We start from the raw sequence: 22,985 nt of genomic DNA, 5'->3' as shown, positions 1-22,985 counted from the left end.
CTATTTAAACTCATTCGGTGGGAATTGCTTTGGAAAATTTTTATTCGCGTTTAAAGTATTGTTAACCAGCATGAATAAACCTACTGAAAAACAGATTCCTGCGAAAAAGCCAATCACTCCAGCAATCGTATAATAACTTGTCGCGTCGAGTATTGAAAGACCACTACTCTGCGTGAAATATGGCATCACAAAATGGTAGAATATTGTTAGTAACAACGAAATACCAGATCCAATAATCAATAGTATTGAATCGGCTTTTACCTGCTTCGAAATGTAATAGCAGCAAGCAATAAAACCGATTAGTTGCGGAACAATCGAAATTAAACTGAATAGTGTTGTGGTGAACGAACTTCCCATATTTTAAGTCTTTTCTCTATGCGCTACGCAAACTGAGTTTGAGTTGCTGTATTTGTTAAATAAACCCGATTGAGGCGGAAAGCTTTTTTTATTGCATCAACGTTGAATAATTGTTAGTATGACAGGAGTTTAAAAAAACTTGTAGCAAAAGCGGGGCTGTCGAATCCGAAGAATGAAAGCCCTGCTTTTCGCTAAATCCCTAAAGGAACTTTTCTCTATGACTATAATTGAGCCATAGAAAGAAGTTCCGCTTCTTAGGCTACTGGGATTATTTCAAACTACCAACCATATCTTCCGGACGAACCCATTCATCGAATTGTTCGTTGGTTAATAAGCCTAATTCAACTGCTGCAGCTTTTAATGTTTTATTTTCTTTGTGTGCTTTCTTTGCAATTTTAGCTGCGTTTTCGTAACCTACATGCGGGTTTAAAGCCGTAACCAACATCAATGAGTTTTGTAAATGTTTCTCAATTTCTGGCAAGTTAGCCGTAATGCCTTCCGCACATTTCACCGTGAAAGAAACACAAGCATCGCCAATTAAACGAGCCGACTGTAAAACGTTTGCTGCGATTAAAGGTTTAAAAACGTTCAACTCGAAATGGCCAGACATACCACCTACAGAAACCGCCACATCATTACCAATAACCTGGGCACAAACCATTGTTAAGGCTTCCGGCTGTGTAGGATTCACTTTTCCTGGCATAATAGAAGAACCAGGTTCGTTATCTGGAATTACAATTTCGCCAATACCACAACGCGGACCAGAACTTAACATGCGCACATCATTCGCCACTTTCATAAGCGCTACGGCAGTACGTTTTAAAGCACCAGAAAGTTCAACCATGGCATCGTGAGCCGCTAGAGCTTCGAATTTATTTGGAGCGGTAACGAATGGTAAACCTGTTAAATCGGCAATTTTTTGCGCCACTAAAACATCGTAACCTTTTGGTGTATTTAAACCAGTACCAACAGCTGTACCACCTAAAGCCAACTCAGCAACCATAACCAAAGCATTTTTAATGGCTCTGATGCTGTTGTCGATTTGCTGAACGTAACCTGAAAATTCTTGCCCTAAAGTTAAAGGCGTAGCATCCATAAAGTGGGTACGGCCGGTTTTGGTAATGCCCGAAAATTCCTCTACTTTTTTAGCCAAAGCGTTACGCAACTGCTCCAAGCCAGGAATGGTGTTTTCTACCGTTAATTTATAGGCTGCAATATGCATTGCAGTTGGGTAAGTATCGTTTGATGATTGCGATTTGTTCACATCATCATTCGGGTGAAGCACTTTTTTATCATCAGCCAATGCGCCGCCATTAATTACGTGAGCACGGTTTGCAATTACTTCGTTTCCGTTCATGTTACTTTGCGTACCAGAACCGGTTTGCCAAATTACCAACGGAAATTGGTCGTCCAAATCGCCGGCAATAATTTCATCGCAAGCTTTGGCAATTAAATCAGCTTTATCTGCGGAAAGTACGCCAAGCTCGGTATTTGCTAAAGCCGCAGCTTTTTTCAAATAGCCAAAAGCATGAATAATTTCTTTAGGCATTGAACCTTCAGGACCGATTTTGAAGTTGTTGCGTGAGCGTTCGGTTTGTGCACCCCAGTATTTATCGGCAGGCACCTGAACCTCGCCCATGGTATCGTGTTCTATTCTGAAACTCATTATAATTTGATTTTTGTTGTCGCAAATTTAAGTTTTTTGCCTATAAAGCAAGGTATTATATTCGATATTTACTAACGGTTGATGTAACTGTTTTTCTTCCGGTTCGACTAATCAGATTGATAAATCATGCAGATTTTTATGGAAAGGTGCTGAAGTGGTTCTTTTGTCAGGTTCGGCCCCGCTGATTCGCTTAAAGTTTTTGTGATTGTCATGTTGAGCTTGTCGAAACACGGCAACAAAAAGCTTTCCGCTGCCATCGGGTTTGGGGTGGCCTGGAAACTACAATCAATAAAGGAGCATAATGCAGATTTTGGCTTAAGGCCAAAGCGTTTAATCATTGTTCCGTTGGTCGAAACCAACGGCAAGGGTTAACAAAACAGAAAGTTCATTGCCGTTCGGCTTTAGCCAACGGAATCTAAATCCTGCCCGAAACCATTCAATTACTAAGTTAATGGTTTCATTTACTATTTTGGGGTTTTTTAAGCCAGATGTATCGCGGAGCTTTATGGAAATTAAAACTTAAATTATGAAAAAGATAATTCTTCTACTACTCATTTTCGTTTCAATAAAAGCTATTGCTCAATATCCAGAAGAAGTATATACCTACCCAAATGCCAATAAGATTAAAAGCATCTATTCCCACCCGATAGGAAATGGTAATTCGATTATTTTTGGCTCAGATTTAGCAACAAAGAAAATTAGCTCTTTAATTTCGAACCCAAATGACTTAAAATCCTCTTTAGTCTATTTAGATAATGCCAAAAATTTAGAAATTTTTTTGTCGGGTGAAACGCCGAAGCTCAGCAATCTAAGATATACTATTCTCTTAAATGACTCCATTTTTCTAGCTAATGATGCAATAGGTAAAGACATAAGTAAAAATGGAGATCATTTTTATGCCCATCTTGGAAGCTTTGATATTAAAGACAAAACAATTTCAATAATAATTTATGAAAAAGGAAAGCTCAACGATGCAAATAGAATAACATTTTTTAATAAAAAATTAAATCCTGCCGTGCTTTTAAATACCAGGTTTGTTGAGATGTATAATAATCCGCCTGTCAAAATAAAAAGAAATGAAAAAAATGAAATTATTCGAAAGGAGATAGTTAACAATAAAATACAAGAGATAAAATTTAATGGACGTGCATATTACAATAATAAATTAACGTATGCAGAGATAAGGGTGAAGCCAATAGAGAATATTTGGTTGTACAAAGTTAAAATTACCCGAAAAGATAGTGGAGAAAAAGAGGTTTTTCTTATTGATGAGCCATTTTGGAAAATCGATTGGCAAGGAAATTTTGTTTGTAAATTGCCCATTACCGATTTTGCTAATGCTGGAAAGTATGAAATTCTCATTTATCCGAAAATTGGTAAAATACCTTTAGGAGATAAGTTTAATCAAACTGCTTTCAGTTTTAAGGTTGAAAAAGAAAACCAATTCTCAACAAAACAGCTCATCATCTCAGGATTACTTTTTTCCTTAATAGTAGGCGCAATAACCGGAGGCCTAGTTGTTTATGTCAAAAACAAACAGATTAAAGAAAAAGTAGCTGAGCAGGCCAAACAAAAGGAGGTGGCTCAACTCAAACTTAACTCAGTCCGTTCGCAGCTCAATCCGCACTTTTTGTTTAACGCTTTAGCGGGCATTCAAAACCTGATGAATAAAAATGAAATCAATCTTGCAAACCGTTACCTCAGCAAGTTCGCCCGATTAACCCGCAATGTTTTGGAGAGCCGGGAATTGGTAAGTTTAACTGAAGAAAAAACCTTGTTAGATGATTACCTGCAAATGGAACAATTACGCTTTGGGTTTCAATACAAAATAAATGCTTCAACCTATTTAGACAAAGAAAATATAGAAATTCCAGCCATGCTTTTACAGCCTTTTGTAGAAAATGCAGTTAAACACGGAATTGCAGAAAAAGGTAATGATGGTGAAATTACAGTAACTTTTGAAAAGCAAGTGTCGAATTTAGTGCTAAAAATATCTGACAATGGCAAAGGTTTCGATACAACTCAAACATACAATGGCTTAGGTTTGGCTTTGAGTAAAAATCGAATATCTTTACTGAACACAATTCATAAAGAAACACCTTTCATTTTGGATATTCAATCTGATACCAACGGAACAACAGTTACTATAACTTTAACACAATGGTTGTAAAATGAGGGCAATTTTAGTAGATGATGAGCTGCCAAATTTAGAGAACTTACAGGTTTTATTGGCCAAGAACTGTCCAGAAGTTAAGGTTGTAGCTATTGCCAACAACATAAATGATGCTTTTGAAAAAGTAAAGCTGCATCGACCAGATTTGCTATTTCTTGATATCCAAATGGGCAAAACCACAGGTTTTGATTTGCTAAACTTGTTGCCTGAAAAAACTTTCGAAGTTATTTTTGTTACGGCATACGACAATTATGGCATCCAGGCCGTAAAGTTTGCTGCCCTCGATTATTTGCTAAAACCTGTTGATCCTGATGAGTTAATTGCTGCGGTTTCAAAAGCCAAAGAACGAATTACAAATAAGATGAATAGCGAGCAGCTCAGTTTTTTGCTGAATCAAATCAAAAGAAGCGAGCCTGCCGTTCCAAAAATTGCATTGCCACAGCAACATGAAATCCGTTATGTTTCGATTGATGATATCGTACGTTGCGTTGCAGATAATACTTATACATTTTTCTACTTATCCACAGATGAAAAAATCTTGATTTCCAAACCCTTGAAAGAATATGCTGATCTGCTGAAACCTCAGGGTTTCATTCGGGCGCATCAAAGTCATTTGGTAAATCCAAAATATGTAAAAAGCTGGCTTAAAGAAGATGGCGGAACTTTATTGATGAATAACGGGGATAAAATTCCGGTTTCGAAACCGAATAGAGAAATGGTAAAAGCTGTTTTGGGGAAGTAGTATTTTACAAATATTATTATATTTAAGTTATGAAAACGCTAAAATCGCTCTATTTAACTTTCTGTTTAGTTTGCTTAATAAACTTTGCTTACGCAGCAATGCTAGGCACTCCCGAAATAATCATACTTCTTGTGGTTTGCATTTTATTAATGGTCCCAGTAGGATTGATCGTTTGGTTAATTGTTTATCTTGTGAAAAGAAACAATCGTTAGCGTCTCTACCATAATTGCTACAGATAGTAGGAAATCCTTTCAATAAGAATTAAGTCATAGCGATCGCATGAAGATTGCCCCGTTCCTCGCAACGCCGACCGTTCTAATCTTGCAGTAAAACATATCCGTGGTTAATAAACCTTTTTGTACTTTTGCGGCTATGTCAGTTATTAAACCCTCGTTAGCAAAAGGTACACGCGATTTTACGCCTGTTGAAATGGTAAAACGCAACTTTATTTACGATACCATTAAATCGGTTTTCAGGAAATATGGTTATGCGGAAATTCAAACACCAAGTTTTGAAAACCTTTCTACTTTAACCGGAAAATATGGTGATGAAGGCGATAAACTGATATTTAAAATTCTGAATAGTGGTGAGTATTTAAAAGATGCAAAGAAGAAATCCTTTGATTTTACTGAGGATGATAACAGTAATCAATTGATTCCTTTAATTTCTGAAAAAGCACTTCGTTACGACCTCACCGTTCCTTTCGCTCGTTACGTGGTGATGCACCAACACGAAATCACTTTACCTTTCAAACGTTTTCAGGTGCAGCCGGTTTGGCGTGCCGACCGACCGCAAAAAGGCAGATACCGTGAATTTTACCAATGTGATGTAGATGTAGTAGGTTCTGAAAGTTTATTAAACGAGGCAGAATTTATCCTGATTTATAACGAAGCCTTAGGCAAATTAGGCTTGAAAGATTTCACCGTCAAAATTAATAATAGAAAAATTCTATCAGGCATTGCCGAGATTATAGGTAAACCTGATTTAATTATTGATATGACCGTAGCCATCGATAAACTGGATAAAATTGGTTTAGATGGGGTGAGTAAAGAATTATTACAACGTGGTTTTACTGAAGACGATTTAGAAAAACTTCGTCCGGTTATTTTGTTAGAGGGAACAAACGAAGAAAAATTAGCAAGCTTAAAAGAAGTTTTAGCGACCTCAGAAACAGGCTTAAAGGGTATTACAGAAATTGAGCAGGTTTTCGAATACGTAGAAAGTCTAATTTCTTATGGACTGCCATTAACGGCAAAACTTGAGTTAGATATTACCTTGGCTCGTGGTTTAAACTATTATACAGGTTGTATTTTCGAAGTTAAAACCAACGAAGTAGCGATGGGCAGCATTGGTGGTGGCGGTCGTTACGACGATTTAACGGGCATGTTTGGTTTGAAAGATTTAACAGGCGTTGGCGTTTCTTTTGGTGCAGACAGAATTTACGATGTGTTGGAAGAATTGAATCTTTTCCCTGCATCTGCAGAAGTTGGTACCAAGGTTTTGATTAGTAATTTCGATGTTGCAGCAGAAAAATATGCCTTGCCGATTTTGCAACAATTAAGAAGTGCTGGTATTTCCGCAGAACTTTATCCCTCATCAGCAAAGCTGAAAAAACAAATGGCTTACGCCGATGCTAAAAATATCCCCTATGTAATTTTAATTGGTGGCGATGAAATTGCAAGCGGCGAATTGACGCTAAAGGATATGCAAAGTGGCGAGCAAAAGAAGTTGACGGTTTTGGGTATTCTGGATGTATTGAAATAGGCCTAACCGCAAAGGACGCCAAGCTGAGATAGAAATTAAACCTTCAATTTTGCAGTCCTTTGCGTTTTTCTCTTCTATTTCTTTCGGTTAACAACTATCTTCCTATCCGAAGCAATATCGGGAAATGTACATCCTTAACAGCATCATTGCCCCAGGCTTCTTTCAATTCCGTAAACATATATTCTAAAGGGTTTCTTTCATTCGCTTTTTTATAATGCTGCAATGATGACCAGGTATTTAAATATCCAACCATCTGGTTAAAATTCCACGATGTTTTAATTTGAAAATGTGGTACAACAATCTCTTCAAAAGGAAACGGAATGGTTTTATAGCCTTCTTCAATATAACGACGTTCGCTATCCCAGTATTTTCCTAAAATGTCTTCATACAATTTATGAATCGCCTGATCAACTTTTTTATCAATAAACATCAGGCCGTAACCAATCACGGCGATCAAGCCATCTGGTTTAAGTGTACGCTTTACTTCTCCATAAAACGCATCAAAATTAAACCAGTGGATAGCTTGTGCAACTGTAATTAAATCAAAACTTTGATCAGGAACATTTGCTTTGTCTGAAGATTCTACCTGATAAACTATATTAGGCAGTTTCATCGCCTGATTCAATTGTTTCTCGCTGATATCGGTAGCATAAACACTTTGAAAATGTTGCGCTAAAACACGGGCAACCTGTCCGTTTCCTGTAGCGCAATCCCATGCGGTATCCTTACTTTTCACTAAAGAAAAAAGATAGTCATACAACTCTTGTGGGTAAGTTGGACGATAGATGGCATATTCAGCCGCCTGTGTAGAGAAGTTGTCTTTCATGTTTAATTTCGATAAGTAAGTGATTTTTTGAATACTTTTTTGCAAATCAGTTATGCTAATAGCTATCTTACAAATTAAACAAAAGTTATCAATTAGTGTTTAAATCACTTATTGAAAATCAATACTTCCAAACGCATGAATAATACCTTGAACGATTTTAGGCCAGAAGAAATGAATGATGTGAAATATAGGCTTAAATCTATTTTTGGTGGTTCGGTGGGTAATTTGGTTGAATGGTACGATTGGTACACGTATTCTGCGTTTGCTTTATACTTTTCGCCGATATTTTTCCCAAATAGTAATCCAACGGCACAATTACTCAATACAGCAGGGATTTTCGCTGTAGGATTTTTAATGCGGCCGATTGGCGGATGGTTGTTTGGTAGCATTGCCGATAAAAAAGGCAGAAAACAATCGATGGCACTTTCGGTACTAATTATGGCAATTGGCTCGTTGATTATTGGCTTAACACCAGGCTATAAACAGATCGGAATTGCTGCTCCTTTGCTATTAGTATTTGCCAGGTTAATTCAGGGTTTAAGCACCGGGGGTGAATATGGTACATCTGCCACCTACCTCAGCGAAATGGCCAGCCAGAAACATCGCGGTTTCTATTCGAGTTTTCAATACGTAACATTAATCGGTGGTCAATTATTAGCATTGGGGATACAATTGATTTTACAAAACTGGTTGCTTACGCCAGAAGAACTTAGTGCATGGGGTTGGCGAATACCTTTTTTTATAGGGGCGATTCTATCTTTCATTGCGTTATATCTTCGAAGGCACATTGCTGAAACATCAGCGTTTGAAAATAAGAATAAGGAAGAGAAAAAAGGAGGCATTGCAGTGCTCATGAAATATCCAAAAGAAGTTTTTACTGTTGTAGGCTTAACTTTGGGCGGAACTATTGCCTTTTATACATTTAGCACATACATGCAAAAATTTCTGGTCAATACGGTTCATCTGAGCAAAGAAACCTCAACAATGCTTTCATTTATTTCGCTCTTGGTCTTCGCCGTTTTGCAACCACTGTTCGGATTATTGTCAGATAAAATCGGTAGAAAACCTTTGTTGGTTGGCTTTGGGGTATTGGGTACTTTATGTACTGTTCCAATATTAACTGGTCTGGCAAGTGAAACGAACACCACAATTATATTCTTGTTGATGATCGGTGCATTAATTATTGTGAGTGGGTACACCAGTATTAATGCTGTAGTAAAAGCAGAATTGTTCCCTGCAGAAATCAGGGCTTTGGGTGTGGGGTTGCCTTATGCGCTAACCGTTGCCATTTTCGGAGGAACGGCAGAATATTTCGCTTTGTGGTTTAAAAACATCGGTCATGAAAATTATTTTTACTGGTATGTTACGGCCTGCATTTTGATTTCTCTAATTTTATATACCACGATGAAAGATACCAAACACCATTCGAAAATAGAGGATTGAGCTAAAATAATATGATTTTGGGATCTGCATAATTATCTCAAATTGAACCTGTAAATATCAATAGGAGAATTGCATAGATTAAGATTTTAAAGATTAAAAATCTCGTACGACGTTGAATATCACGGCTGAAATTTGTAGCAAAAACGCCTTTAAAAACCTCAATTTTTCTATCTTTACCATTATGCAAAACCAAGCTCCACTAGCCGAAAGAATGCGCCCTCAAAATTTAGATGAATATGTTGGGCAAAAACATCTGGTTGGAACTGATGCCGTTTTGCGTAAGGCAATTGAAAGCAGTCAGCTCCCATCGATGATTTTTTGGGGGCCTCCGGGTGTAGGCAAAACAACCCTCGCTTATATTATTTCTCAGGCTTTAGATCGGCCATTTTTTAACTTAAGCGCAATTAACAGTGGCGTAAAAGATATTCGCGAAGTCATTGATCGGGCAGCACAGCTTAAACATAGTTTTTTAGGTTTACCGATTTTGTTTATAGACGAGATTCATCGTTTCAGTAAGTCGCAGCAGGATAGTTTGCTTGGTGCTGTAGAGCGGGGGTTGGTAACACTGATTGGTGCGACTACCGAAAATCCATCCTTTGAAGTCATCTCCGCTTTGCTCTCCCGCTGTCAGGTATACATCCTCAAATCTCTTACTGAAGATGAATTGGCGGGGTTGCTTCAAACGGCAATAAAAAAAGACTCCGTTCTAGCTCAAAAAAACATTACCATTAAGGAACATGAAGCTTTAATTCGATTGAGTGGCGGCGATGCCCGTAAACTTTTGAACGTTCTAGAAATCGCGATCAATGGCATCGGTGGAGATGAAATTACGCTAACAAATGAGAATGTTCTGGCACATGCGCAACAAAATCTGGCGCTTTATGATAAGGCTGGCGAGCAACATTACGACATCATCTCGGCTTTTATTAAATCCATTCGTGGTAGCGATCCTAATGCGGCTGTTTACTGGCTGGCCAGAATGATTGAAGGCGGTGAAGATCCGCTATTTATTGCCCGCAGACTACTCATTCTATCATCAGAAGATATTGGTAATGCCAATCCAAATGCCTTGCTTTTGGCCAATAATTGTTTCACTGCAGTAAATGTAATCGGTTATCCCGAAGCCAGGATTATCTTATCTCAATGCGTTACTTACCTGGCCAGTTCTGCAAAAAGCAATGCATCTTACGAAGCCATTAATCATGCTCAGGCACTGGTGAGGCAAACAGGTAACTTGCCCGTTCCACTTCACATTAGAAATGCGCCAACCAAATTGATGAAAAATATTGGCTATGGAAAAGACTATAAATATTCTCATGGTTATGAAGGGAACTTTGAAGCTCAGGAATATTTTCCTGATGAGCTAAGTGGAACAAAATTATATGATCCGGGGAAAAACCCGGCAGAAGAAAAGCTGCGTGAAAAGTTAAAACAAAACTGGAAAGACAAATACAATTATTAGTGTAACATTTCGCTACAAATGGCTACTAATAAAAAGAACTAATACTAAACTTATAATATGCTGAGTACTTTTTTAAGCCACCAAAGGAAATCTTTCTGGCGTTCGAGAAACCGGGGTGGTAGTATTGCTGCTCAGGTTGTTCTGGGCTTTTTTATGCTTTATTTCTTGGCAGTTGCCGTGGGCGTGGGTTTTGGAATGTCGATTTTTTTGCCTGAAATATTTAAAGGTGTAGATATCCTTACCAGTTTCAATGGAGTTATTTTATACTATTTTGCGTTAGACTTTGTGATGCGTTTACAGCTTCAGGAGCTTCCAACTTTAAGCATCATTCCTTATTTGCATTTAAAAGTTCCGAAAGGTAAAATCATCAACTTTTTAAATATCAAGGCACTTTTTTCAGCCTTCAATATTTGGCCTATTTTTCTGTTTTTCCCTTTCATTTTCATGGAGATTATTGATGAATACGGCGGTTTTGCTGCTGTTATGTATATTGTTTCCATTATTTCAATTACTTTATTTAACAATTATCTCATCCTTTATATCAAAAGAAAATCAATTACAAATTTGCTTTTCACGCTGGGTGGCATTATCGTTATTACCATTTTTGCCGCCCTGGAGTATTTTAAAGTTATTTCGTTAATCAACGTATCTGACTTTGTTTTCCGTGCCATTGGAGAAAGGCCTTATTTTGGATTTGGTTTCACCCTAGCGGCTTTTGTGGTATTCTATGTTAACTCCAGTTTTTTACGTAGCAATTTGTATATCGAAGAACTCGGTTCCAAACAGGAGAAAAAAGTAAGTACAGACTATGCCTTCTTAAATCGTTTTGGAAAGGTTGGAGAGTTAGCGGCACTAGAATTAAAACTGGTTATTCGCCATAAACGACCTCGAAATTCGGTGCTTATGGGATTTCTTTTCCTGTTTTATGGGTTTCTTTTTTACAAAAAACCTATGATCGATGCCGATTCTTTTGGGATGATGATTTTTGCGGCGATCTTCATGACGGGTTTCTCAATCTTAACCTACGGGCAGTTTATGTTTGCCTGGCAAAGTGCTCATTTCGATGGCTTACTCACCAACAAAATTGATTTGAAAAATTTTATAAAAGCAAAGTTTTTACTCTTCACAATTGCCTCTATCATCATTACTTTGTTAGCTAGTTTCTACGGATTTTTAAGTCCAAAACTTTTGTTACTTCATCTGGCGGCCTTTTTATACAACATTGGTTTTGGAACGGTCATCGTGTTATACTTTGCAACGTTAAATTACAAACGATTAGAAATCAATAAAAGTGCAAGTTTTAACTGGCAAGGCGTAGGTGCCACGCAGTGGATATTGGGTTTTCCGTTCCTGTTGCTTCCCATATTAATGTATCTGCCATTTGGTTTAACAGATAAACCCTATTGGGGATTGTTTGCAGTTGGCATATTTGGATTAGCTAACCTATTGATGCGGGGTTTCTGGGTTAACCTGATCACAGCAAAATTTGAAAAACAACGTTATAAAATAGCCGAAGGCTTTAGAGAATAATTATGATACTTGAAATAAAAAGTTTGAAGAAAGTTTACGGCGACAAAACAGTTGTAGACATTAATCACCTACAAATTCAACCAGGCGAAACGATTGGTTTGGTCGGAAATAACGGTGCCGGAAAAACAACATTTTTCAGGATGTTGCTGGATTTGATCCGCCCGACAGAAGGTGCCGTTTTATCAAAAGGCGAAAACGTAATGAATGGCGACAGCTGGAAAGATTATACAGCTTCTTTTTTAGATGAAGGATTTTTGATCGATTACCTCACACCTGAAGAATATTTCACATTTATTGGTAGCTTAAATAATTTGAGCGTAGCTGATGTAGGGACTTATTTGACTCAATATGGGGAGTTTTTTAATGGTGAGATATTAAATAGTGGGAAATATATCCGCGATTTTAGCAAAGGCAACCAAAATAAAGTAGGTATTGCTGCGGCATTGATGCAAAAGCCCGAACTACTTATTCTGGATGAGCCGTTTGCCAACCTTGATCCAACGACGCAAATTAGATTAAAAAAATTATTGAAGGAATATCCTGGCAATATGACCACTTTCATCTCCAGCCACGACTTAAATCATGTAACAGACGTGTGCAATCGGATAATTCTGGTTGAAAAAGGCCGAATCATCAAAGATTTTGCAACAGATGAAAATACACTTAAAGAATTAGAGAGTTATTTTTCTGCTTAACATTTGTACTAAGAATGATACAATCTAAAAGAGCTTCAATTAACAGAAGCTCTTTTTTTGTGCTCAACAACTTTTTTGAGTAGCTCGCAACATTAAAATTTAATTAAAACTTCAACAGGATGTTTTTTGGCATTGTGTTTGAATACGTGTTGTAGAATTATAAATCTAGATTATTATGAGTATTTCAAAAGTAAAAATAGCAACATTAAGTATAGGATTAGCGGTAGGTTCAATGGCATTCCAAAGTTGTGATAGTTTAACTAAAACACAAAAAGGTGCGGGTATTGGTGCTGCTGCAGGTGGTGTTGTTGGTGCATTAATCGGTAAAAAAGCTGGTAATACGGCTGTTGGTGCATTAATTGGTGGTGCTATTGGCGGTACAGCTGGAGCTTTTATTGGTCGTAGAATGGACAGACAGGCTGCAGAAATTCAGAAAGCAATTCCTAATGCTGAAGTTATTCGCGAAGGAGAAGGTATCATTGTAAAATTTGATAGCGGAATTTTATTCGACTTTGATAAAACAGCGCTTAAAGATGCTGCAAAAACAAATGTTCAGAGTTTAGCTGCTTCACTAAATCAATATCCGGATACTGATATTAAAGTAATTGGACATACTGATAGCCGTGGTACTGAACAATATAACCAAGGATTGTCAGAAAGAAGAGCAGCAGCTGTTAAAGCTTATGCGGTTTCACAAGGTGTTCCGGCTTCAAGATTAGTAACAATTGGTAAAGGTTTTGCAGAACCAATTGCAGATAATGAAACTGATGCAGGTCGTGCAGCTAACCGTCGTGTAGAAATTGTAATCGTTGCTAACGATGCTTTGAAAAACACAGCAAAAACACAAGGATAATATTTGAAAATTCCCTCTACCTATGAGGTCATTATATATCCAACCCTGGTGCAAAACACCAGGGTTTTTTGTTTTTGGCAGTATACCAAGCTGTTAAAAATCAACTGGTCATTTGTAGAAAATGATTAATCAAGGGGCAAAAAATAAGGCATAATTTTTATCTTCGCATGCATAACGAAGGTTTCCAATGTCCGAAAATTATATCGCCGAGCAAACATTTGATAGAGAAGATTTCAGCATAAGGGCTTTGCCAAAGGCAGAATATGAAAACTGCAAGTTCATCAATTGTAATTTCGCTAATTCTGATTTAAGCGGCGTAAAGTTTCTTGATTGTGAATTCAATGCCTGTAACCTAAGTATGGCAAGCTTAACTAAAACTGCGCTAAACGATATTCATTTCAGCGATTGCAAAATGCTAGGCTTACGCTTTGAAAATTGTAATGATTTTGGCTTAGCCTTCAGCTTCAATAACTGCAAACTCGATCACTCTTCTTTTTACAAGCTCAAACTAAAAAAAACTTCCTTTAAAAATACGCAGTTGCAAGAAGTTGATTTCTCTGAGAGTGATTTATCAAACTCATCTTTTGAAAACTGTGATTTATCGGGAGCAACTTTCGATAGGACGATTTTGGAAAAAGTTGATTTTAGAAGCGCCAGTAACTTTTCCATCGATCCAGACAAAAACCGCATCAAAAAAGCCAGATTTTCGCAGGCAGGATTGGGTGGCTTACTGCACAAGTATGATATCGTGATTAGTCAATAGTGTCCTTAAACAGGTTTAAACGCTATTATCTTTCTTCCCTAAAAATGTTATACTTCTTTTGATGTAATCCTAAAATATTGTAAGTTTAGAGTTTTTTAAGCGGGTAGCTTATAAAAATTTTATTTCCCATCAATGTTACGCGTCGATAGTTCTAAAGCTTGTAAAGTGGTGTACTCCTTGTGCAAACATGAGTATTTAGGCTATTTAATTGAACCTCACATTGTTCAGTTAAATCCGCAAGGTGATTTTTCATTTACCTATCAACGAATTTTTACGCATACGGCTGAAGAATTCGGCGCCTGCCTGACCGATACCGATTATAAACTAATTAAGATTTTAGACGATATTGAACAGGATTCGATCATCAAAAAATATTATAAAAAGTTAATCAGGCCAACCGAGTTTTTTACAAAGATTTTCGATACCAAGTTTTATGAAAATGTACGGCCAAAAATCGAAAAGAAACTCGCTGAAGCACTTGAGATACTTAAAATAAAAAATGAACTTTATGTAATGGATAAAGACGGTTGGCCGGTGGAACGTAAAATAGAACTCGCAACCGAACCCGCGTCAATCCTTTTTCATTTTCGTAGAAATGAAACCGAAACCAGGTATTTTCCGACCATCAAATATCAAAACCTGCGGATCGAATTCATGTTCAAGGAAGCGCAAATCATTAGTAATAAACCTGCATGGTTATTATTAAATGATGTGCTTTACTTTTTTGATCAGGATATTGAAGGAAAAAAACTTCAGCCGTTTTTAGCTAAACGATATATTGCCATACCAAAATCAACTGAAGCAACTTATTTCGAAAAATTTGTAGCGCCATTGATTGAAAAGCACCATGTTTATGCCGAGGGATTTGAAATTAGAACAGAGCAGTTTGAAGCCACACCGGTAATTAAAGTTTTATATGTTGATGGTGGGCTATCGCAAATACAGTTATTCTTCAAGTATGGTGAATATACTTTTCCTGTAGAAAATGCACATAAGGTAACGGTACGTTTAGAAAAAACTGCTGATAATTATATTTTCCACCGCATTAAAAGATCGGCAGACTGGGAAAAGAAGCAGTTTAATTTGCTGTTATCATTGGGGTTAAAAAAAACAAGTTCACTTTTTAGCAATCTCGAGGTTGCCGCGGAGGAGGAAAATCCAAGTTATGCCGCAATTAACTGGGTAAACGAGCATATTGAAATACTGCAGGCTGCAGGTTTTGAAATCGAGCAATCAACAGGGCAGAAACGTTTCGTTTTTGGTGCCAATAAAATAGATTTAGAAGTTAAAGAAGGTAACGATTGGTTTGATATCAATGCCGTGGTGTGGTTCGGGAAATACCAGATTCCGTTTTTATCTTTAAAACAACACATTTTACATAAACGCCGTGAGTTTTTATTGCCCGATGGCGAGGTGGCCATCATTCCGGAAAAATGGTTTACGCAATATGGTAGTTTGTTTAGTCTTGCCGAAACAGGTGCTAACCTGAAGCTTAAGAAACACCATATTGGTTTAATTAACGATTTAGCTGAAGATAGCTTGGCAAATGTGACTTTAGAGCGTAAACTTCAACGTTTAACGGATTTCGAAGATATTGCTGATACACAAATGCCCGTCAATTTTAAAGGCAGTTTGCGTGATTACCAGAAAGCAGGTTATAACTGGTTTAGTTTTTTACGGGAATATAATTTTGGCGGCTGCCTGGCTGATGACATGGGTTTGGGTAAAACCATCCAAACTCTGGCGATGCTGCAAAAAGTGAAAGAAGATGACCAGGCTAAGGGTTTGCATGCAACGTCGCTAATTATCATGCCTACCTCTTTGATTTATAATTGGTTAACGGAAGCAAAAAAGTTTACGCCAAAACTTAAAATATATGCCCACACCGGTAGTAACCGAAATAAGGATGTGGCCAATTTCGCAAATTACGATATCGTGATTACCACATACGGCGTAACGCGGGTGGATGTAGAAGAATTGAAAAATTTCTACTTCAATTATGTCATACTGGACGAAAGCCAGAATATTAAAAATCCGGCTTCAAAGTCTTTCAAATCGGTGAGAAGTTTAAAATCCAAATACAGGCTAATTTTAAGTGGTACTCCGGTTGAAAACTCTGTAGGCGATTTATGGTCGCAGCTTACCTTCCTCAACCCTGGTTTATTAGGCACCCAGGCATTTTTCTACGATGAATATGTTCAGGCGATAGAAAAGAAAAAGGATGAGGAGAAAGCCCGAAAGCTTCAATCTATTATAAAACCATTTGTGCTTCGGAGAACAAAAGAACAGGTGGCAGCCGAATTGCCACCAAAAACGGAACAGGTGATTTACTGCGACATGAGTGAGAATCAGGCGGCCTATTATGAAAAAACAAAATCGGCATATCGAAATGATTTATTGCAAAGCATGGATGATGGCACTTTTGCTCAAAAACAAGTTCAGCTTTTACAGGGTTTAACAGCGCTTCGCCAGTTGGCTAACCACCCCGTGATGATCGATAATGAGTACGAGTCTGATTCCGGAAAGTTTGAAAATGTTATCCATACCCTTGATAATGTTTTGAAAGGCGGTCATAAGGTTTTGGTGTTCTCACAATTTGTAAAACACCTGGATATTTTCAAGAAACATTTTGAAGCCGAAAATATTCCATTTGCTTACCTGGATGGCGCAACCCGAAACCGTGGTGAAATTGTTTCAGAATTTCAGCAGAATACCGATTTGAAAGTATTCTTAATATCCATAAAAGCTGGCGGTGTGGGTTTAAATTTAACCCAGGCTGATTACGTTTTTATCCTCGATCCGTGGTGGAACCCGGCAGTAGAACAACAAGCCATTGACAGGACGCATCGTATCGGGCAGGACAAAAAAGTTTTCATTTATAAGTTCATCGCAAAAGATACGGTTGAAGAAAAAATTCTTGCGTTGCAAAACCGCAAAAAATCGCTGGCGAGTTCGCTAATTACCACAGAAGAAAGTTTCTTTAAATCGTTGAGTAAAGACGATATACGGGATTTGCTGAAATAAATTTTACTAAATCTTTATTAAAACTGTATTAAGATCAATTTGTTATTAGGTAAACATAAAATCTACCATCATGACAAATGAAAATTTAAATACAGCCCTTAACAATGTTAAAGAGGCATGGAAATATCCCGAATTATTTCAAAACACTTCAAGATCTGAAAGAATCCTTTCAGGAATAGTTGGAAGCTATTTATTATTTAAAGGTATTACCAGTGTTTTTTCGCATCCTGTAATTGGTGTAACCGGAGCAGCTGTTGGTGCCGGGTTATTATATCGTGGTTTAACTGGTTATTGTCCAATGCGTGATTTGGCAGAGCAACAAAAGGAATTAGATTTGGAACCGGAAGAGATCATTATCAAAGAAACGATCATCTCAAGCGATTTGTAGTAATAAATTCAATACGAAATCTCCATTTCTTAATAAACTGGTTAACTTTAAAAAGTTAAATACCAATTATGAACAAGTACGCATTACTTTTTATTCCAACATTATTTGGCATGTCAGCACTTGCACAGGAAAAGAAAACCGATCCGGCGAAAGAGGCAGCGAAAACAGAAATCTGGGAACCCGTTCCGAAAGTGGTCACCCCGGGAAATCTTCCTCAGGATGCGCCTTCAGATGCCATCGTGTTATTTAATGGAAGAAATCTGGATGAATGGCATTCGGTTAAAGATCCTTCAAAACCGGCTGCATGGACAATAGACGATGGTTTTTTTACCGTGAAAAAAGGAACCGGAAATATTGAAACGAATAAGAAGTTTACGAATTATCAACTACACATGGAATGGAGAATTCCAACCAATATATCTGGAGAAAGTCAGGCTAGAGGCAACAGTGGTGTGTTTTTAGCTTCTACAGGTGGTGGCGATGATGGTTATGAGATCCAGATTATGGATACTTACAATAATAAAACCTATGTAAACGGACAAACCGGAAGCGTTTATAAACAAAGTATCCCTTTGGCAAATGCGAGTAAAAAACCGGGTGAATGGCAATACTACGATATCATCTGGAATGCTCCCCGTTTCAAAGCTGATGGATCCGTTGAGAAACCAGCTTCGGTTACGGTATTTTTAAATGGTATTTTGCTTCAAAACAACTACGTTTTAAAAGGAGAAACCAGATGGATTGGCGCTCCGGAATACAAAAAACATGGTGCAGCCTCGATTAAATTACAAGATCATGGCGACCCAAGCCCTCCGATTAGTTTTAGAAACATTTGGGTAAGAGAATTATAAATCAAAACCTGCAGCGCTATACTCTGCAGGTTTTTTTATATAGGCTGTTCTTGCTGCAAAATTTCTAAATAAGCTTCATTGCTGATCATTTCTGCTCCCAAACTCATTAAATGATCATTCGGCAACTGGCAATCAATCAAATCAATATTCAGCTTGCTTAAATAAATTAATGCGGCTTTTGAGGCATTGCTTACATGGCTGAACATGCTTTCGCCGCAGAACACACTATTCATCTTCAAACCGTATAAACCACCAACTAAAGTTTTATTAAGCCATACTTCTATGCTATGAGCAAATCCTAATTTATAGAGATTAATATAGGCCTCCTGCATTTCATTGGTAATCCATGTTCCATCTTGCCCTTTTCTCGGCGTGTTGGCACAGTTTACAATTACTTCCTTGAAAGCCTTATCAATAGTAATTACAAAAGTCTCATCAGATAGTACCTTTTTCATGCTTTTACTGATCTTTATCTTATTAGGAAAAATCACACAGCGTTCAAGCGGGGCATACCATAAAATAGGATCTCCTTCACTAAACCAAGGAAATATTCCGTTGGAATAGGCATTTAACAATCTTTCTACACTCAAATCTCCGCCAATAGCAAGCAAACCATCGGCTTCTGCAAGGCGGGGATCAGGAAAAATAAGTTCATCTTCAGAGAGTTGGAAAAACATGCGCAAAAATAAGAAACAAAACAAACATTAAACCTAAGCGTTCTAATTAAGTCATACTGTTAAATTGTCCATTATGATTATGAGCGCTAAAGATAATTTTATCCAAGTAAAGCATCTTTACAACAGAGCCGGTTTCGGTATTTCATATACCGATTTAAGCAAACTGAGCAAAAAAAACATCAATAAAGTGGTGGACGCTCTGCTCCAAAATTCAAAAAAAGATGATCCCATTACGCTAGTGAATGATAGTGAATCCAAAAGGCAGATGCTCGTACAGGCTGGGCTTTATTCAAAAAAGGATTTGACAGATGAGGAGAAAAAAATGCGTCGGGAGATTGTTCAAATGCAAAATGAGGTTAGCCGAGATTTGAACATTGCCTGGATCAGTAAGATGATCAATACCGAAACACCCTTGCGGGAGAAGATGACCCTATTTTGGCATGGCCACTTTGCCTGCCGGAATAACAATCCGATGTATGCGCAACAGCTGAACAATATTCAGCGGCAGCATGGTTTAGGCAGTTTCAGAACACTTTTAATAGAGGTATCCAAATCGCCGGCGATGTTGCAATATCTCAATAACCAGCAGAATAAGAAAGGTAAACCAAACGAAAACTTTGCCCGTGAGTTAATGGAGCTTTTCACTTTGGGGAGAGGTAATTACACAGAAAAAGACATAAAGGAATCGGCAAGATCTTTTACAGGCTGGACCTACGATAAGGATGGAACTTTCCTATTCAGAAAAAACCAACACGATGATGGTACTAAAACTTTCTTCGGGAAAATTGGAAATTTTGAAGGTGAAAACATTATTGATATTATCCTCGAAAAACCTGAAACAGCTTCTTTCATCAGCAGAAAAGTTTATAAATTTTTTGTAAACGATAATCCTAACGAAGCCCATGTAAAAGAGTTGGCTGAACATTTTTACCAATCGAAATACGATATCAGTGAGTTGATGAAGAAAATGTTTACCTCTGAATGGTTTTACAGTCCGGAGAATGTGGGCACTAAAATTAAATCTCCTGCAGAATTTTTGATTGGTTTAAGCCGTGAGTTTTTTGTAACGTATAACAAACCATCAGTTCTAATTCAACTGCAAAGTAGCCTGGGGCAATATTTATTTAATCCTCCAAATGTGGCAGGTTGGCCAGGTGGTCAAAACTGGATTGATAGTTCTTCGCTCATGCTAAGAATGCGTATTCCTTCACTCGTGCTAAACGATGGAGAGATCGATTTCAGCGGCAAAGCAGATCCTGAAGATGAGGCCGTTATTGCTTTGAGTAGAACCGCCACCACTAACGCGAATAATGGCAAACCAAAATCCTATGTTAATGCCAATGCAGATTGGACGAAGTTTTTAGATACGCTTCCAAAAAGTTTAACACCACTCGAATTAACTGAATTTTTATTGCAACCTAAGCTGACAGATAAAATTGTTAAAATGGTGAGCGATAATAAGGGATTAAGAAGCACGGCCGTAGAAATTACCAGCATGCCCGAATATCAACTTTGTTAAAATAACATGATTGTAAATGGTCGTAGCCTATTATAAACTATTTACCAAACATCAGTAAAGAACTATTAAAATGGACAGAAGAAATTTTTTAAGAAATACTGGTTTCGTAGCCGCTGGCTCATTGTTCGTTCCGGCATTTATGAAACCGCTCGAAGCAATGGCTTTGGATGAGCTTAGCTTATATAAAAATTTGGTAGTGGTACAGCTTTCTGGTGGCAACGATGGGTTAAATACGGTTATACCTTTTGGAAACGACATTTATTATCAAAAGCGAAAAAGCATAGCAATTAAACCTGAGGAAGTAATTAAGCTGAATGATATGCAAGGCTTAAATCCGAATATGCAGGCTTTACGTGAAATTTATGATCAGGGTTGGATGACCATTATCAATGATGTTGGCTACCCTAATCCCGATCGTTCGCATTTTCGCTCAATGGATATTTGGCAAACGGGAAGCGATAGCAATCAGTTTTTATCAACCGGGTGGATTGGCCGATATTTAGATAGCAATTGCCAAACCTGTAAGTTTCCGTACACGGCTATTGAAGTTGATGATTCGCTCTCGCTGGCCATGAAAGGGCAAACCAAAAAAGGAATTGCCCTGAAAGATCCTGCAGCCCTTTATCGCAATACCAACGACCCGTTTTTCAAAGCCATGCTGCAAAGCGATAAAGAACATTTAGATGAAGATAATTTGGGTTATTTGTATAAAACGATGATCGAAACGCAATCTTCAGCCAGTTACATTCAGAATACATCAAAAATTTATAAATCACAGGCTACCTATCCTCAAACTGGTTTTGCCAATCAGTTAAAAACAGTCTCAAAGTTCATTTCTTCGGGATTACAAACCAGAGTGTACTATGTTTCTTTGAGTGGGTTCGATACCCATGTAAATCAGCTCAATCAACAAGGAAACTTACTTAAACAATATAGTGAAGGCATGGCTGCATTCTTAAAAGATTTAAAAACCAATAATAAACTGGAAGATACATTGGTGGTTACGTTTTCAGAGTTTGGACGTCGTGTAGAACAAAATGCCAGTAACGGAACAGACCACGGCACAGCAAACAATATGTTTGTGTTTGGTGGAAGATTGAAAAAACAAGGCATATTCAACCCCGCTCCGAACTTAGGCGATTTGGATACCGGAGATTTGAAATATCAACTCGATTTTAGACAGGTTTATGGAACAATTTTAGATAAGTGGCTCGATGTAAATAATGCCGATATCCTGAATAAGAAATTTAACACCCTGGATTTTATTTAAATTCTGATAAATTTAAGTTTAATCTGATTGAAATAAATAAGTGAAAATATGATAAACGCCAGCAATAAATCTATTGCTGGCGTTTTGCTTTAGATAGTTATCTTTTAAGTAGTTATCTCTAATTTCTTAAAAAAGCGCTGATTTATTTTCGTTTAAACACATATACTGGTCTACTATAATCAGCTCCTGCCTGCTCAGAAAAAACCTGAAATAACTCGAAATTATAGTGCTTTAAGCTATTTACAAACTGAAGTGCTGAATCAAATTCCATTCTTTTACCATTATCATCTTTCACATAACTATCTTCGATATGAGGTACGTTCTGACCGTATTCTAAGGCGATGAAAACCTTATCAGAAAATGTTCTCTTAACGCTTTTAACCTGAATGTAATCAGATTTGATTTCACTCAATCTTAAACCATTAACAGTTTGTGCTTTTGCATTACCCAACGCAAAACAGGCAGCTAGCGCTGCAGAAATTAACAATTTTTTCATAATGTGTTTCTTTTGTGTGTGAGGTTAAGTTAAAAAGAATTGGATAATGAAAAAAGTGAAATCAACTGCCTGTTTGTAACATTTATCGCTAAAGGCGATCTTAATTTAAAAACGAGATGAATTTTTTAGGCAACATTATCTGGATCATTTTTGGGGGAATTTTTATTTTTTTTGAATATATCATTGGTGGCCTAATCCTTTGCCTAACCATCGTGGGGATTCCTTTTGGCATACAATGTTTTAAATTTGCGATCGTAGGTTTAGCTCCTTTTGGCGTTAAAATAACCGATACATCTTCAAACACAGGTTGTCTGTCAACAATAATGAACGTTATATGGCTGGTTTGTGGCGGTTTCTGGATAGCTGTAACTCACCTGCTTTTCGGACTTTTATTCTGCATCACGATTATCGGAATTCCATTCGGTCGACAGCATTTTAAGTTGATGAACTTAGCTTTTACTCCTTTTGGGAAATCGATTTCTTAGT

Annotated in this window: 20 protein-coding genes; 15 read left to right on the top strand and 5 right to left on the bottom strand. The window is 37.4% G+C overall.

All coding sequences use genetic code 11. From position 1 onward, the window contains the following. Positions 1 to 357, bottom strand: coding sequence for a hypothetical protein (locus EA772_RS04505; protein ID WP_124911429.1), 357 nt, complete (start codon positions 355 to 357; stop codon positions 1 to 3). Positions 358 to 625: 268 nt separating this feature from the next. Next, complete coding sequence (gene fumC / locus EA772_RS04500; RefSeq protein WP_010600542.1) at positions 626 to 2,023, bottom strand: class II fumarate hydratase; 1,398 nt, start codon at positions 2,021 to 2,023, stop codon at positions 626 to 628. A gap of 526 nt (positions 2,024 to 2,549) precedes the next feature. Here fumC and EA772_RS04495 point away from each other — a divergent pair. The 3 genes from EA772_RS04495 (at position 2,550) to hisS (ending at position 6,702) form a co-directional block, all read left to right on the top strand. Then, positions 2,550 to 4,193, top strand: coding sequence for a sensor histidine kinase (locus EA772_RS04495; RefSeq protein WP_124911427.1), 1,644 nt, complete (start codon positions 2,550 to 2,552; stop codon positions 4,191 to 4,193). A 1-nt stretch (position 4,194) separates the two neighbouring features. After that, the gene (locus EA772_RS04490; protein WP_124911425.1) at positions 4,195 to 4,938 is read left to right on the top strand and encodes a LytTR family DNA-binding domain-containing protein; all 744 of its coding nucleotides are present in this window, start codon (positions 4,195 to 4,197) and stop codon (positions 4,936 to 4,938) included. A 372-nt stretch (positions 4,939 to 5,310) separates the two neighbouring features. Continuing rightward, positions 5,311 to 6,702, top strand: a complete 1,392-nt coding sequence (gene hisS / locus EA772_RS04485) for a histidine--tRNA ligase (RefSeq protein WP_124911423.1) — start codon at positions 5,311 to 5,313, stop codon at positions 6,700 to 6,702. 94 nt (positions 6,703 to 6,796) lie between these two features. Here hisS and EA772_RS04480 read toward each other — a convergent pair whose 3' ends face one another. After that, positions 6,797 to 7,528, bottom strand: a complete 732-nt coding sequence (locus EA772_RS04480) for a class I SAM-dependent methyltransferase (RefSeq protein ID WP_124911421.1) — start codon at positions 7,526 to 7,528, stop codon at positions 6,797 to 6,799. Positions 7,529 to 7,663: 135 nt separating this feature from the next. On the opposite strand from EA772_RS04480, the gene EA772_RS04475 reads away from it, so the two are divergent. The 9 genes from EA772_RS04475 to EA772_RS04435 all read left to right on the top strand — a co-directional run bounded on the left by EA772_RS04475 (position 7,664) and on the right by EA772_RS04435 (position 18,537). Then, complete coding sequence (locus EA772_RS04475) at positions 7,664 to 8,971, top strand: MFS transporter (RefSeq protein ID WP_210405075.1); 1,308 nt, start codon at positions 7,664 to 7,666, stop codon at positions 8,969 to 8,971. Between the two features lie 181 nt (positions 8,972 to 9,152). After that, positions 9,153 to 10,433 carry a replication-associated recombination protein A gene (locus EA772_RS04470; protein ID WP_124911419.1) on the top strand — a complete coding sequence of 427 codons (1,281 nt, stop codon included), beginning with the start codon at positions 9,153 to 9,155 and terminating at the stop codon, positions 10,431 to 10,433. Between the two features lie 57 nt (positions 10,434 to 10,490). Continuing rightward, positions 10,491 to 11,963 carry a DUF5687 family protein gene (locus EA772_RS04465; protein WP_124911417.1) on the top strand — a complete coding sequence of 491 codons (1,473 nt, stop codon included), beginning with the start codon at positions 10,491 to 10,493 and terminating at the stop codon, positions 11,961 to 11,963. 2 nt (positions 11,964 to 11,965) lie between these two features. Next, complete coding sequence (locus tag EA772_RS04460; RefSeq protein ID WP_116168980.1) at positions 11,966 to 12,658, top strand: ABC transporter ATP-binding protein; 693 nt, start codon at positions 11,966 to 11,968, stop codon at positions 12,656 to 12,658. Positions 12,659 to 12,833: 175 nt separating this feature from the next. Next, a complete protein-coding gene (locus EA772_RS04455) occupies positions 12,834 to 13,511 on the top strand; it encodes an OmpA family protein (protein WP_010602406.1) in 678 nt (225 codons plus the stop codon). A gap of 187 nt (positions 13,512 to 13,698) precedes the next feature. Next, complete coding sequence (locus EA772_RS04450) at positions 13,699 to 14,274, top strand: pentapeptide repeat-containing protein (RefSeq protein WP_124911415.1); 576 nt, start codon at positions 13,699 to 13,701, stop codon at positions 14,272 to 14,274. Between the two features lie 132 nt (positions 14,275 to 14,406). Then, positions 14,407 to 17,298 carry a DEAD/DEAH box helicase gene (locus EA772_RS04445; protein ID WP_124911413.1) on the top strand — a complete coding sequence of 964 codons (2,892 nt, stop codon included), beginning with the start codon at positions 14,407 to 14,409 and terminating at the stop codon, positions 17,296 to 17,298. Positions 17,299 to 17,368: 70 nt separating this feature from the next. After that, on the top strand, positions 17,369 to 17,686 hold the full coding sequence (locus tag EA772_RS04440) for a DUF2892 domain-containing protein (protein ID WP_124911411.1): 318 nt from the start codon (positions 17,369 to 17,371) through the stop codon (positions 17,684 to 17,686). Between the two features lie 68 nt (positions 17,687 to 17,754). After that, positions 17,755 to 18,537: a DUF1080 domain-containing protein gene (locus EA772_RS04435; RefSeq protein WP_124911409.1), complete on the top strand. Its 783-nt coding sequence runs from the start codon at positions 17,755 to 17,757 to the stop codon at positions 18,535 to 18,537. A 35-nt stretch (positions 18,538 to 18,572) separates the two neighbouring features. On the opposite strand, the gene aat is transcribed toward EA772_RS04435, so the two are convergent. Continuing rightward, a complete protein-coding gene (gene aat / locus EA772_RS04430) occupies positions 18,573 to 19,214 on the bottom strand; it encodes a leucyl/phenylalanyl-tRNA--protein transferase (protein ID WP_124911407.1) in 642 nt (213 codons plus the stop codon). A 79-nt stretch (positions 19,215 to 19,293) separates the two neighbouring features. On the opposite strand from aat, the gene EA772_RS04425 reads away from it, so the two are divergent. Together EA772_RS04425 and EA772_RS04420 are read left to right on the top strand one after the other, a co-directional pair. Next, complete coding sequence (locus EA772_RS04425) at positions 19,294 to 20,733, top strand: DUF1800 family protein (RefSeq protein WP_246834037.1); 1,440 nt, start codon at positions 19,294 to 19,296, stop codon at positions 20,731 to 20,733. 70 nt (positions 20,734 to 20,803) lie between these two features. Further along, entirely contained in the window at positions 20,804 to 22,003 is a 1,200-nt protein-coding gene (locus EA772_RS04420) for a DUF1501 domain-containing protein (protein ID WP_124911403.1), read from the top strand. 142 nt (positions 22,004 to 22,145) lie between these two features. On the opposite strand, the gene EA772_RS04415 is transcribed toward EA772_RS04420, so the two are convergent. Next, a complete protein-coding gene (locus tag EA772_RS04415; protein WP_124911401.1) occupies positions 22,146 to 22,499 on the bottom strand; it encodes a hypothetical protein in 354 nt (117 codons plus the stop codon). Between the two features lie 116 nt (positions 22,500 to 22,615). Here EA772_RS04415 and EA772_RS04410 point away from each other — a divergent pair, with 116 nt between their 5' ends. After that, entirely contained in the window at positions 22,616 to 22,984 is a 369-nt protein-coding gene (locus tag EA772_RS04410) for a YccF domain-containing protein (RefSeq protein WP_124911399.1), read from the top strand. The last annotated feature ends 1 nt before the right edge of the window (position 22,985 follow it).

This window comes from Pedobacter sp. G11 (assembly GCF_003860265.1).
Classification (GTDB): domain Bacteria; phylum Bacteroidota; class Bacteroidia; order Sphingobacteriales; family Sphingobacteriaceae; genus Pedobacter; species Pedobacter agri.
The sequence above is the reverse complement of the archived record's forward strand: the minus strand, read 5'-3'. Positions and strand labels throughout refer to the sequence as shown.